Origin of the sequence: Arthrobacter globiformis (assembly GCF_030817195.1) — a bacterium.
In the GTDB taxonomy this organism is placed as follows: Bacteria; Actinomycetota; Actinomycetes; order Actinomycetales; family Micrococcaceae; genus Arthrobacter; species Arthrobacter globiformis_D.
The window spans coordinates 300221-313464 of record NZ_JAUSYZ010000001.1; the positions used below are offsets into that span (position 1 = coordinate 300221).

At 60.1% G+C, this 13244-nt stretch carries 13 protein-coding genes; 6 read left to right on the forward strand and 7 right to left on the reverse strand.

Translation table 11 applies throughout. From position 1 onward, the window contains the following. Positions 1-2: 2 nt before the first annotated feature. Entirely contained in the window at positions 3-350 is a 348-nt protein-coding gene (locus QF036_RS01425; RefSeq protein WP_307098542.1) for a RidA family protein, read from the reverse strand. A 44-nt stretch (positions 351-394) separates the two neighbouring features. Further along, positions 395-1957: an aldehyde dehydrogenase gene (locus QF036_RS01430; RefSeq protein WP_373460051.1), complete on the reverse strand. Its 1563-nt coding sequence runs from the start codon at positions 1955-1957 to the stop codon at positions 395-397. A gap of 408 nt (positions 1958-2365) precedes the next feature. On the opposite strand from QF036_RS01430, the gene QF036_RS01435 reads away from it, so the two are divergent. Beyond that, on the forward strand, positions 2366-3646 hold the full coding sequence (locus QF036_RS01435; RefSeq protein ID WP_307098544.1) for an MFS transporter: 1281 nt from the start codon (positions 2366-2368) through the stop codon (positions 3644-3646). 908 nt (positions 3647-4554) lie between these two features. On the opposite strand, the gene QF036_RS01440 is transcribed toward QF036_RS01435, so the two are convergent. Next, a complete protein-coding gene (locus QF036_RS01440) occupies positions 4555-5070 on the reverse strand; it encodes an OsmC family protein (protein ID WP_307098545.1) in 516 nt (171 codons plus the stop codon). Positions 5071-5587: 517 nt separating this feature from the next. On the opposite strand from QF036_RS01440, the gene QF036_RS01445 reads away from it, so the two are divergent. Beyond that, on the forward strand, positions 5588-5905 hold the full coding sequence (locus tag QF036_RS01445; RefSeq protein ID WP_307098547.1) for a hypothetical protein: 318 nt from the start codon (positions 5588-5590) through the stop codon (positions 5903-5905). A gap of 276 nt (positions 5906-6181) precedes the next feature. Here QF036_RS01445 and QF036_RS01450 read toward each other — a convergent pair whose 3' ends face one another. After that, positions 6182-6868, reverse strand: coding sequence for a hypothetical protein (locus QF036_RS01450; protein ID WP_307098549.1), 687 nt, complete (start codon positions 6866-6868; stop codon positions 6182-6184). Between the two features lie 74 nt (positions 6869-6942). Between QF036_RS01450 and QF036_RS01455 the strand changes: the two genes are divergently transcribed. Further along, entirely contained in the window at positions 6943-7257 is a 315-nt protein-coding gene (locus QF036_RS01455; protein ID WP_307098551.1) for a hypothetical protein, read from the forward strand. A gap of 787 nt (positions 7258-8044) precedes the next feature. Here the strand turns inward: QF036_RS01455 and QF036_RS01460 are convergent. The 3 genes from QF036_RS01460 to QF036_RS01470 form a co-directional block, all read right to left on the reverse strand. Then, positions 8045-8368: a histone-like nucleoid-structuring protein Lsr2 gene (locus QF036_RS01460; RefSeq protein ID WP_307098552.1), complete on the reverse strand. Its 324-nt coding sequence runs from the start codon at positions 8366-8368 to the stop codon at positions 8045-8047. A gap of 467 nt (positions 8369-8835) precedes the next feature. Next, positions 8836-9231, reverse strand: coding sequence for a hypothetical protein (locus tag QF036_RS01465; protein ID WP_307098554.1), 396 nt, complete (start codon positions 9229-9231; stop codon positions 8836-8838). 173 nt (positions 9232-9404) lie between these two features. Next, positions 9405-9605: a hypothetical protein gene (locus tag QF036_RS01470; RefSeq protein ID WP_307098556.1), complete on the reverse strand. Its 201-nt coding sequence runs from the start codon at positions 9603-9605 to the stop codon at positions 9405-9407. 413 nt (positions 9606-10018) lie between these two features. On the opposite strand from QF036_RS01470, the gene QF036_RS01475 reads away from it, so the two are divergent. The 3 genes from QF036_RS01475 (at position 10019) to QF036_RS01485 (ending at position 13205) form a co-directional block, all read left to right on the forward strand. Next, complete coding sequence (locus QF036_RS01475; RefSeq protein ID WP_307098558.1) at positions 10019-11299, forward strand: ABC transporter substrate-binding protein; 1281 nt, start codon at positions 10019-10021, stop codon at positions 11297-11299. A gap of 65 nt (positions 11300-11364) precedes the next feature. After that, a complete protein-coding gene (locus tag QF036_RS01480) occupies positions 11365-12252 on the forward strand; it encodes a carbohydrate ABC transporter permease (RefSeq protein ID WP_102971488.1) in 888 nt (295 codons plus the stop codon). A gap of 47 nt (positions 12253-12299) precedes the next feature. Beyond that, a complete protein-coding gene (locus QF036_RS01485) occupies positions 12300-13205 on the forward strand; it encodes a carbohydrate ABC transporter permease (RefSeq protein ID WP_307098561.1) in 906 nt (301 codons plus the stop codon). The last annotated feature ends 39 nt before the right edge of the window (positions 13206-13244 follow it).

Sequence of the window (13244 nt, forward strand, 5' to 3'; positions counted from 1 at the left end):
ATTCACTCCTGGCCCCGGTGGGCAATGGCTTCAATCTCCACCGTGGCACCGTACGGCAGCGCAGAAACTTCCACGAACGTCCTGGCCGGCCGGGGAGCGCTGAAGAGCTGCTCATAGTGGCTGTTGGCCTCTTCGCGCAAGGTCAGGTCCGTGACGAAGTAGGTGGTCTTGACGATGTCCTGCATCGACATGCCGATGGTCGCCAACCGTTCCGAGAGCCTGGTTGTAGCGGCCGCGATGGCCTCTGTTCGGCCACTGACGGGGATGTAGTTTTCGTCAACGGACAACGCCCCGGATACGAAGCCGAAACCCCCGGCCTGGTATGCCGGACTGTAGGGGTGAGCACTCACTGACTTGCCTTTCGTGGGGGATGGATTGGAAGATGCTGCGGATTTCATGCGCCGGCCCAAGGCAATGGGGCGCCGGAAAGATCGACGTATATGCTCTTTTGGCGCATGTAGGAGCGGATACCGTCCCTGCCTTTTTCGGTACCGAGCCCGCTTTCTTTGATGCCGCTGAAAGGGGTGGCGATGCTGAATTGCTTGTACGTGTTGATCCAGACGGTGCCCGCAGCAACGGCGCGCGCGATGCGCCAGGCCCGCCGGTAGTCCGCTGTCCAGATGCCGCAGGCCAGACCAAACACACTGTCGTTGGCCTGGGCCAGCAGGTCTGTTTCATCATCAAAGGGAAGCACCACAGCCACGGGACCGAAGATCTCCTCCTGGCAGATCAGGTCGGAGTTGGCCACGCCGGCAATGATGGTGGGCAGGTAATATGCGCCCTGCTGCAGTTCCGGCTCCGTTGGCCGTGTTCCGCCGCACAGGATTTGCGCTCCGGCTGCCTGCGCATCTTCAACCATTTTTTCAACGGAGTCCCTGTGGGCATGGGCAACAAGAGGTGCCACCTGTGTGCCAGGGTCGGTGCCTGGACCCACCCGCAGGGCTGTGGCTCCTTCGACCAGGCGTGCCAGCACGGTGTCATAGATGGCCCGCTGGATGAATACCCGCGAACCGGCGATGCAGCTTTGGCCGCTGGAGGAGAAGATTCCGTAAAGCACCCCGGCAACTGCTTGCTCGATGTCCGCGTCCGAAAAGATGATGGTTGGTGATTTTCCGCCCAGTTCCAGCGTGATTGGCATGATTTTCTCGGCTGCGATGCGGCCCAGCTGCCGCCCGGTGGAGGTGCCGCCGGTGAAGGAAACCTTGCCGACATCCCTGTGCCGTGCCAAAGCGTCACCGACCGTCCTTCCCGGGCCGGGAAGCACCGAAAGCAAGCCCGAAGGCAGTCCAGCCTCGTCACAGATCCGTGCCAGCAGCAGCGACACCCAGGGTGCCCAGACCGGCGGTTTAATGACGACGGCGTTGCCCGCGGCAAGGGCCGGAGCAACCTTTTGTGCGTCGCTGGCAATGGGGGAGTTCCAGGGCGTAATGGCAGCCACCACACCGACGTGCTCATAGGTGGAGATACTCAGGTAGTCACCCCGCGGCGGGGTCAGCGCATCCTCCATCGTCTCAAGGGCCGATGCGGTGAACCGGAACGTGGCCGCGGCGCTCATGGCCAACGCCCGGGTTTCCTTGAGCGTCTTTCCAGTGTCCAGGGTTTGAAGAACAGCGATACGGTCAGCGTTGGCTTCAATAGCCGAACCGATCCTGTGCAAAACAGCAGCGCGTTCGTGGGGCAGCTTGCGGGACCAGCCCGACTCCTCAATGGCCGCCAGGCCTGCCGCGACCGCCACATCAACATCGTCAACAGTGGCACCATGAAGCGTCGCGAAGACCTCAGAAGTAGCGGGATTAACGGACTCGATCAGTGCTCCCGCACCCCGGGCCCAGACCCCGCCAACATAAATCTCATCCAGAGTATCGATGCTTGGTTCAAAGGCGTGGGAGGTGACGGGCCCTTCAGAGTCCGTACCGGCCGGCCGGTCTACGATGCCCGCGCTGCTTTGCGTTGTCATCCTCAGGGTCCACCAATCTTTATAGTCACTCAGGCCGCCGCCGACGTTGTTCGCGGCTGTCCCGCAGTGGCGGAAGCAACCTGAATGTGAACTAGGTCATGCCAAAGATATAACAGTACTAAGATACTTTGTGTCAAGGCAGTGGGGTCTTGATCTTTAAGCGCTAAGGAGATAGAACTAACACAGTGCCATGATCTTCACCACACTTGAGCCCCTCGCCCGCCCCATCTACATGCATGGCGGACGGCCGGGAGAACAGTGTCGTGCGTGAACGAAGAAACCGTCATGACGTAGCCGGCGACGCTGGCGGCTCGTCCATGGCCTTGGCTCGTCGAGCCACCGATGACCGGTGGCATGCCCACCGCTTCGCGACTGTATTCGAAGCCCTCACAACCTTAAGGATGTCCAATGGACACGATGAGCGAACCTAAAAAGCAGGAAGAGACCAGACCGAACTGGTGGGTACTTTGTCTGGCATGCGCGGCCATAGTGCTCGATGGATACGACACGGTCGCACTGGGCGTTTCCATACCGGCGATTGCAAAGGACTGGGGAGTTGCACCCTCGCACTTCACTCCTGCCCTTGCGCTGACCAGCGCTGGAGTGGCTCTGGGGTATCTGGCGGTGGGGCGCCTCGTGGCCAAAATGGGCACCAGAAACGTCATTTTTTCGGCGGTCGTGGTGTTCACCCTGGGATCGTTGCTGACAGCGTGGTCGGATTCGATTCTGCAGCTGACGATTGTACGTTTCCTGACCGGCCTGGGACTGGGTGCCGTGCTGCCAGCCGCAGTCTCCCATGCGACCGCAGTCAATCCCGGTCGTTTGCGTCAATCGATTGCGGTGGCCGTGATGACGGGCATCTCGGTCGGGGCTCTCATCGCGGGGCTGGCCGGGAGCGCTATCGTGGGCGCATTCGGGTGGGAGTGGGTGTTCATTATCGGAGCTATCGCTTCTGCTGTACTTCTGCCGTTCCTGTGGTTCGGGCTGTCCGGCAGCTACGTATCGAGCACGCCCATCGACGCGGCCGAAGCCAAGCACCATGCGTCGGTTGCGCGCCTGTTCGATGCCTCTGTGCGCAGCAGAACGCTTCTCCTGTGGGCTTTTTCGTTCCTCATCTTTGCCGTGTTCTACGTATTCTCGTCGTGGTTGCCGACCCTGCTCACCAGCTACGGCTTCAGTACCGGTCTAGCACCGCTGGGGTCCGCGGCCCTGGGCATAGGAAGCATCGTCGGTGCCTGCGTACTAATCCTCGGATCTCGTCGATTCCGGATGACGTCGGTCCTGGCTGGAACCTCGGCAGCAGCGATCGTCTTCCTTGTCATCTCTGCCTTCCTCGGCCCGGACAAAGCGCTGCTGCTGCTGGTCTTCGGTGGCGTAGGCCTCGGACTTCAGGCCGGCATGATCGGCCAAGCCGCGGTGGCAGTGGCGCTGTACCCCCAAGCAACGGTGACCGCCGGCGTCGGCTGGGCGGCTTCAATGGGCCGACTCGGATCGGTTGTCGGCCCGATCTTCGGCGGCGTCCTCATCGGACTCGGCGTGGACACCAGCATCATCGTTCTCTCAGTATGCGTGCCCGTGATCATCGCTCTGGTGTTGGTGCTGCTTATAGGACGGATCACAGCAGCCAATGCGTCGGTTCCGATGTCAGCACACCCGGCGAAATCGCCCCTCACCGCGCCTCAGGCCTAGCGTAGACCCTGCCCTGCACTGCCCCTTCGACCAAACTGCAGGGGCAGTGCAGGCAGCAGAAGAGGCAATGGCAAAAGCCAGCACAGCTAACCATGTCTATATCGATGCTACCCATCCAAATCTCCCAGGAAGATGATGAGATCTTGCCCTGCGAGAAACCTTCAAGGCGACGGCGAACACCACTTCTGGTTCCGACGACGTCCGGCGGCCGCGGACTGGTTCTCATATCGTCGTTGCCTGAGCGTTTGGTCGCTTTCAGGGCCTCGTTTTAGGGCCGCATTCCCCTGCGGGGCGTGCAAACAAAGAATTCAGGCTGCTGGACTGGCGCCAACGGGACGACGAGCCAACGGCTGCCGTAGAACTCCACATAGGAGTCGGGAGGGCAGCTTGCATACGCTTCTTCGCGGGTCATTTCAAGTTCCATTCTGCGGTAGGCCGGCAATCGGTATTCTCATCTAAAGCCCATACCTCTTTATTCCAAGTATCTTAAGTCTAAGATACTTGGAAGCTAGTAGCAATAGTAAAAGGGCTACCAGAACAAGCGTGAACAGTTGCCTGGCCCCGCTGACCGATAATGGTGATTCCGTCAACCCGGCCGGCACGCTGAACCCGGAAAAGCGAACCTCCGTCCTACGGGAGGGCGGCAAGGAACCCGGCAGACCGGACACGCCGCCCCAGGACTTTCGCTGCGCATCTGCTTGGAGCCTTCCACAAACCGACCGACGCCTGGTTCGCTAGATCGCACGGGAAGAAGCGCCGCTAGGAGCAACGCCAAAGGCTATTGCCAGCCATGCCTCTAAGATCGGCTCTGGGTAGCCAAAGGGTAGGCAGCGGTCCCTGCGAGGATGCTGCAAGCCTCTTACAGTTGAATGCGTCTGGATGCTGCTTCCTAATCAGTCGGTCTCGGTTTAGCCGATCACAACGGTCAGCTCCAGCGGGACAGCGCGGCGGATCGCATCGTCAACGGGGGAGTGCTCGTCGGCCCATTGAACGATGTCGCGGAGAGCGGCCTCTTCGGTGTCATCGGCTGCTATGCGGACCACTGTGCGCAGAGCGAGGGGTCCAGCAGGAGTGTCCTTACCGATTCCCAGCAGACCGCGGTCATCAGATTCACTGTCAACATCAACTTCGAGCAGGTTCAGGCTCACTCCCTTTTCGGCGGCACGCATGGCGATGAGCGAGACCAAGCAGGCGGCGCTTGCCGAGCGCAGCATCCATCCAGGAGTAGGCGCCGAACCCTTCCCGCCAACTCCTGGCCCCATGTCCGTCACCAAGGACCAGCCGTGGGGGCCGTCAACCCGGACCCGGAGCCCATCTTCCAGCACGGCAGTGGCCGTTGAGTCGCGGGAGCGGGCCTTCTCCGGGCTTTCGCTCAAGTACTGCCGGGACCTGCTGATGGCGTGGGCTACTTCCGATTGCGACATCTCTGGCACTCCCTTTCCGCCGCGGACCGAATCGGGCAAGAATACACCTCTACGAGTCGGCCGTGGGTGTCTCATGACAGCGAAGTGCGAATCTCATGCGGCCATACTTCGGTAACAACGTCGTTCAGGTCCTGGCTCGGGCTGCTCACACAATAAGGTGTGGTCCGGGTTCAGCACGGTGAGATTCACCGGGGCGCGCCGAGAAGGCCCCAGGGCTGGGCAGTTCTGACTTCCGGAGCCCGGGGAGAAAACGCCGCGGCAAGGAAGCAGGAAACAGCCGCTACTGCAGGCACTCCCCCGGCCGTTTTGGAACGCCGATAATGGGGATTCCGTCAGCCTAGCAAGCAACTCTCGCGGGACTGCCCAAGTTGGACTTGGAGCATTCAGCGCTGATATGCGTGAAGTCTATTTGGTGTCCATCGTGTCAGCCCGTTGCACGGACCAAGGGACTTGTTGAGCCATTTCAGTATGGACGTCAACTGTAATCTGTCCCTAGTCACGAAATTTTGATGGGGGAATGATGCGGTTCGAACGTTCAGCAGGGATCTTTAAGGCAGGCGTCCTGATGGCCATTGGTGGTCCAGTCCTTGGTGCACTTGGAGCAGTCATCGCCGTACCAAACATCGCCGCCCTGTATACCGGGAACGTAAACCGAGGGGGATTGGTAATAGGTGCGATCATCGCTGCCGTTGGTTTACTCCTCGCGGTGGCTGGGTACATCATGATTCTTGTCGCGGTGCACCGCGCGCTGGTCAAGATTGATGCTCTTCCTGTCCGTCAGCAGCAGCGGACAGGGCAGGGATCCGCGCCTTCCACGTCGGGATACACCTACTGACCAGCGAAATATGGCCTCCAGCCAACCTGGTTAGTTGAAGCTGCGGCGTAAAACCCTGGATCAGGAGGAAGAGACCTCCACGATCTTGGCCTGGGCACACGCAAAAACAAACCGATAACCTCGGTCTTCCAGCAGCGCCACCGCAATCTTTTCGGTACGGACGTATCAAGCGGCAAATCCAGGAGACCTGCGAGGCCCACCTGTACCCCTGTGGCTGGCCCTTGCTTCACACCAACCGTCATATGCCATATGTAAATATAATCCGATGAACTTGAATTATTGCGCTTCGTACCGAAGCATCGTTGTTCCTCCTTCAGTTGCTGAAGTTATTCCGTCTCTGAACATTGTCAAGTAATCAACTTTGTTAACTTGTGCTTTATACGGCATTTCATCCCCGCCCTCTTCGGCCTGTGAAAGAACTTGGTTGACCACTGCGATCAGAGGATCCAACGAAAGAGACAACGCGACAGGGTGCGCAAGTAGTTGCTCGACCATCCTGGCCGTGAAACGGAACTGCTCCAATCCTGCAACCACAACAGCCAGTTCATAGCCCTCATCGCACTCCACCAGCCGCATGCTGATCGGGGTGCCATCAGCCGCAAAATCTCCTGCGAGAAGTGATAGGTCAACAAGGCGGATTACGATGAGTTCTTGCTCTAGGAGGGCAGCACGAACTTCGGCAGACACTGGATAGCTCACTGGTCCCATAAAGCCTGCTATCGGGTCCTGAATCATCTGAGTCAGGGGGTAAATGAGAGGGCTCGTCATGGACTGTGATTCTTGTAATTCGGTCGACAAATCACGTTGCGGCGTTCGCCGAGTGTCAAACGCGAGGAGAAGATCATGTTCCCCTAATTCGTGCACTGCGTACCCTGAGCGCCCTTCCCGAGCCTCTAATAAAAAGTCGCTAATGCTCGCCCACTCGGGCTGATGCATGTTGATGGGGACGGCAATCCGAGTCATTTCACCTGGTTCCTCTACAAAGCTTTTGGTCGGGTAGGTTTGAAGAACCTCTCCGCGTTTCCGTTGCCGGAAGAGTGGTCGAATCCCTGTTGCTGCCCACACAACGAAGCTGGTGGCCCAGGCTGCCTGCTGAGCGCCCGCAGAGCGTGCCCTTCGAGGAGCGTCTCGGCAAGCACATTTCCCACGACGCGCAGAAGATGGCGATGAGATCGGAATTCGCCGGCAACATCTGCGATCCGTTCGGACTTCATGATTTCCAAGGCCAGTCGAGCTGCCAGTCGACGACGTCGCCGGACTGGGGAATCCCGGTAAGTTCCTTCAGCAGGAACGCCGAGTTTCCCTTAGCTTCGATGAAGTCGGTACAGCATCTTCCATTGTTGCCCCTTTGATGGTCGCTATCGGGAGTGCTCTTACCGGCAGAGCGATGGAGGTCCTGGGATCGATTCTCCACTGTGTCGCCGCGAATAAGTTATAGAGGTTTAAGGGATCAGCCTGGAGACGGCGTAGCAGTACCTCCGTCAGGCTCAGCTGGCTCTGAATCCATTCCGCGAAGCTGGACAGCCAGAGCGAGCGGCCACTGGGGGATGGTCGTGCCCGAACCGACTGTCCATCCCGCTGGTCAAAGCTGGCAGGTTCATCCAGCGGGGAGTTATTCCATCCTCCCCGATTAACCTGAGAAGAATCTGAGTCCTTCCAAGGAAATTGCCTTAGAAGTTCCACCTTCGGGAGGACGAGACATATGGGCCGGTGCGGAATGGTCAGGGTGTTGCAAGGACCAGGCTCGAGAGTGCGTCGGTCACGTGCCTTTGATCATAACAATCATTGGGACAAGCAGGTTGACGGAATATCAACTATCAGCCCTCGTTTGAGGGGAGATGCAGAAAGCCAGCGACGCAACGACGGCTGAAGACGGCGAGCCTGCCCAGCCAGCCGCGCTGATAAAGATACCGGCCACCACCCCTGAGGCAATAGCGTCTTGGTGAGTTCGGTCGGACAAACGGTAGCGGATGGCATAGGGGGAGTACGGCCGAGTCGCGCTCAGGGATTATCCAAAAGCGAGGGTAATGATCAGGTTATTTTCGCTTATCGCGCTTGGCAGCTTCGGATAACGCGCTGCAACAAAACAAATCAGGCTCGGATCCATTTAGGTGCCGAGCCTGATTTTACGTCGAGGGGCTAATTCGCAGCCAGGTACTTCTCGACGATGTCGGCCTGGATTCGGCCACGAGTATTGACCTGGAGGCCGTTATCCATTGCCCACATCCGAATAGCTTTGGCATCAGTACCGGCACCGCTGGATTTGCGAGCTGCCGGACGGCTGCGACCGCTAGTAACTTTGCGGGCCGCACGCGTGTAGCGGCTTAGTGCGCTACGGAGTTCGTTAGCGTGGTCGGCGTTAAGGTCAATCTCATATTCCGTGCCGTCGACGGAGAAGTTTAGAGTCTCACTTGCTTCTGAGCCGTCGATATCGTCTTCAAGTACCACTACTGTTTTCCGCATGATAGTAGGTTATCAGCTTACTTAGCACCTACGAGAAGGCAGCCCCTTACAAGCCACCGCTGACCAGGGTGCTTGAAAACAAGACGATGACCAGGTGGTTGTTGTTGCGCTGATTCGGTTACGCTGGGCGCGCCTTGCGTAGAAGTGAAAATTCGCTCCTGCGGCGATGGGAGCCCGGCGGTTGTTAGCCGCCGGGTGCTCGCATGAGATCGGTACCTTCCTGCCCTCGGCGCCCTACACGCGAAGTCCTTGGACTACACCGGCGCATCAGCACTCATCGTGTTTGAACGTCGATAATGGACCTTTCGTCAACCTGAACGATAACGAGTCCGGCGACCGGGGTTTGCCAGTGCCCGCGGCGCGGGCAATTCGGCTGGTGCGGCAACTGTCGACCAGTCGCGGCCGGGCCATGCCGGTCTTTCGCTGGCTGCGAGCGGGACATTCACCCCTCGTGGATCGGACAGGAGTCAGTGCTCAAGGTCCTCCGGATCGAATTGGCTCAGCGGAGACCCTCCGAGGTCTGCCTGGTCGTTCCTGCCCCCGGCCTGTTCGCCGGTGGGCATTTCGCCGACTTCTGTGTCGGCGACAGCCTCCTCCAGGGTCGGCACGTCCTTGGCATGCTGGGTTTCGTCGTGCAGAGTCTGCTCGCTCAGGAAATCCTCTTCCTCTCCGGACACCGTATCGTCCTGCAAAAGAGGGTCCTCCTGTCCCCGGCCGGGGTTGGTCTCCGCCGTGCCAGGGTAACTGTCCGGCTCTCCGGAAACAGGGCGTTCCAAAGAGGAAGCAGCGCCTGGGCTCTGGTCAGGCAGGACGCCATCCCGGACGGTATAGGCTGCTTGGTCGGGAAGCTGCTCTTCAGTCATTTCTGGCGCCTTTCTTATCACCGGCTGTATAACAAGACAGCAAAGCAGGGGAGGCCAGGGACCGGCCGCGAACCTGACACCAGGATCTGGACGCACAATCTTCAGTCCGCAAGATCCCCAACCTTGCCGTGGGGCGATCTTCCCAGAGGGAGGTGCGCGGCCGGAAGCCCCAGTCATGATCCTGTGTCGTTCCAGCGATAAGGATTGATGCTGGGCCTGCCGGCTTTGTGGCTGTTGTACCCCTGCTGCCAGGCGTCCGGGATCGCCGAAACCAGGTCCGACAACAATGGGTAGTACGGGTGGTCAGGCCCGATGTAAATCATCTCTTCCCTCGCCCTGTCAATGATGACAAGGACGTCCTTCTCGCTCCTCATTGCCGCATGATTGCATGAAAGACCAACACCGGCCATAGTCCTCCGAGATTCGCGAGCAGTTCGGCCAGCCATGGGGCAGCTCCCCCCGCGTTTCCGGGGAGCTTAGGTTCCCCGTCGGGGGCGCGGAAGGTCGGGAAATGGTGCCGAACGCCGAGTGGCCCGCCGGACGCACACGGGCCACACCGTGCCAAAAATGACAAAACGATTTGTCGCCTGCCGTTGCTCACTGTATGGCGGCCGTCATAGCGACGTCAAAGTTGTAAAAGAATGCCAGGGTGACGCTTGACACACCCCTGCGGACGCCCCTAATCTGTTGCCAAGTCGATTTGGCAAAACGATTTTTCACCGACTTGAAAGATTTCTAATCCCCACAAACCCGTAGATTCCGTTCAAAAGAAAGGGAGTCGACAGCGATGTCCTCTCGAATCACGATTTCCCGGATCACCGCCATTGGCGGGCTGTCCACCGCGGTGCTTCTGGCAGCAACAGCCTGCGGGGCGGGGGGCCCGGCGGCAACGCCGGGTAGCGCCGGCACCAGCACAGTTAACGTCCTCGTCGAGGCCGGCGGCCACGCCGAACTGACAGGTGTCGCCGAACAGTGCAAGAAAGAAACAGGCGTTACCGCCAACTTCGTCGAGCTGCCTTATGACGGCATGTTCAACCGGCTCTCCAGTGAGTTCTCCTCCGGTAACGTCTCCTTCGACGTGGCCGCCCTTGACTCCGTATGGCTGCCCAGCTTCAAGGACGCGGTTCAGCCCATTGACGAGCTCTTCACCGACGAGGCGAAGAAGGACATCTTCCCTGCGCTCGTCAAGGAAGCGAACGTGGACGGGCACTTTATCGGCCTGCCTGCCTGGACCAACGCAGAGATCATCCTGTACCGCAAGGACCTGTTTGACGACGCCAAGAACAAGGCGGACTTCAAGACCAGGTATGGCTACGACCTCGCAGCCCCCACCACCTGGAAGCAGTACCAGGACATCTCCGAGTTCTTCACCAGGGACGGCATGTACGGAACGGACGTCAAGGGCGGGGTGGAAACAGAATGGCTGGCCCACGTCCTGCAGGCCGGCTCGCCCATGGTCCTGGACGGGGACAAGGTGGTCATCGACAATGCCGCGCACAAGGAGGCCCTGGACTTCTACGTCGGCCTGGCCAACTCCGCTCCGTCCGGTGCCGCTCAGGTGGACTGGGCCGCAGCGCAAAACCTCTTCAACCAGGGCAAGACCGCGATGACCCGTTTCTGGGCCCACGCTTACCGGCAGATCCCCAAGGATTCACCGGTCGCCGGCAAGGTCGGAGCGGCTCCCATGATCGCGGGATCCGCCGGCGTCGGTGCCGTTCCCGGGCCCTGGTACCTCACCGTGCCCAAGGCCACCAAGAACACGGATGCTGCCAAAAAGTTCGTCAAGTGCGCCTATGACTACAACGACAAGGGCATCGAATCCAGCCTGGGCCTGGCTTCCCGCATCTCCGCCTTCGAGAAGTACCAGGACAAGCCCGGCTACGAGAGCTTCAAGCCGCTGATCCAAACCCTCAACGGCAAGGCCACCGCCACCCGCCCGGCTACCGAGAAGTGGCAGCAGATCGTGGACACGGTACTGGTTCCGATGTTGCAGAAGGCCGTGGCCGGCGGTGACTCCGCCGCCCTCCTCGCTGACGCCAAAAAGCAGATCGAGGACCTCCTCAAATAAGACCCCTGGCCGGCACCTGAGTGACCGGTGCCGGCCACGGTCCCCAACCAGCGGAAGAGAAAACCGTGCGTATCTCCGATCGCCGCTTCGCATTGTTCCTGATGACACCAGCGGCGCTGTTCCTGGCAGTGTTTGTCGCCTTTCCGCTGTTCCGCCTCGTGGCGGACAGCTTCTTCAAGATTTCTCCGATTGCGGGCGGTCCCCGCGACTTCGTGGGTCTGGATAACTACTTCCGGGCCTTCGCCTCCGAAGCCTTCACGGGTGCCGGCTGGCGGACGCTGGCCTACACCCTGGTGGTGGTCACCCTCGAATTCGCCCTCGGCCTGGGCATGGCGCTGCTGTTCACCACCCTTGGACGCAGCTCCCAAATCTGGCGGACCGTGTTCATGTACCCGCTGATGATCGCCCCGATCGTGGCAGGCCTCCTCTGGAAGTTCCTGATGATCGACAACTTCGGACTCATCGGAACCCTCCTGCACCAGGCCGGCATCCTGTCCAACCCCAACCAGATCGGCTGGCTTTCAGATCCGAACATCGTGCTCTACTCCGTCGCCATTCCGGACATCTGGCTAACCACTTCGTTCATGTGCCTGGTGCTCTTCGCCGGGCTGCAGAATATCCCCGGGGACCTGATCGAGGCAGCACGCCTGGACGGCGCACGCGCGCCAGCCATGCTGTTCCGCATCATTCTGCCCCTCCTGCGGCCGGTCATCGCCGTCGCTCTGGTGGTCCGCGGAATCGATGCAGCCCGAGCCTTCGACACAATCCTCATCCAAACCAACGGCGGCCCACAATCCGCATCGGAAACCATGAGCCTGCTGATCTACCGCACCATGATCCGCTTTGGTGACCCCGGGCTGGCAAGCGCCATGGGCACCCTCTACCTGCTGGCCATGCTCGCCGTCGCGTTCGTCGCGGTGTCAACCATCTGGCGGCCAGGAAAGGACAACTGATGCGCGTCGCCGAACGAACCAGGCCCGACCACGGGAATGCAGCTGCAATGGCTGCCCAGCCTGTCCTGCAAACCTCCGCATGGGGCAGCGGCCGCCAGCGCCGGGGCGTAAACCGGGAAGGGCTGGAAGCAGGCCGGCGGGGCACCAGAACCCTACTTTGGATCCTCCTCGCGGCAGCGATGGTGCTCTACGGTTTCCCGTTCCTGTACCTGCTCTTCACATCCTTCAAGACCCCGATCGATACCATCGCGGTGCCCCCCACCATCCTCCCGCGGGAATGGACGCTGGAGAACTACGCCAACGCGCTGGGCCGCAACGGAGTCCTGGCCTCCTTCATCAACAGCATCCAGACGGCCATCATCAGCACGGTGCTTTCGCTCGTGCTGGCGGTACCGGCGGCCTACGGCATCACCCGGTACCAAACCCTCAGCGGCCGGATCTTTATCATGGCCGCCCTGGTTACCCGCATGGTGCCGCCAGTGGCGATCGGTATTCCGCTGGCTTCGATGATGGCAGCCGTTGGCCTTTCAGATACTCCCATCGCTCTGTCCATCGCCCACACCACCATCTCGCTGCCGCTCTCGATCTGGCTGATGTCCAGCTTCTTCGAATCGGTGCCGAAAGACCTGGAGGAAGCTGCGACTGTGGATGGTTGCAGCAGACTCGGAGCCTTGTGGCGGGTCGTGATCCCGGTGGTTTCCGGCGGCATCGCCGTCACCGCGATCTTCGCCTTCCTGGCCTCCTGGAACGAGTTCCTTTTCGCACTCCTGATGACGGCGATCCGCTCCCAGACAACGCCCGTGGTGATCGCGAACTTCCAGACCCAGTTCGGTCTGGACTGGGGATCCATGACGGCGCTGGCCGCCGTCTACTCCATCCCGGTCATCCTGCTGACCCTTCTCTTGCAGCGCAAGATCGTGGCGGGCATGACGCTCGGCGCCGTCAAGGGCTAGCCAAGGGAACCGACATTCCTCGGTAGCCTACTCATACCG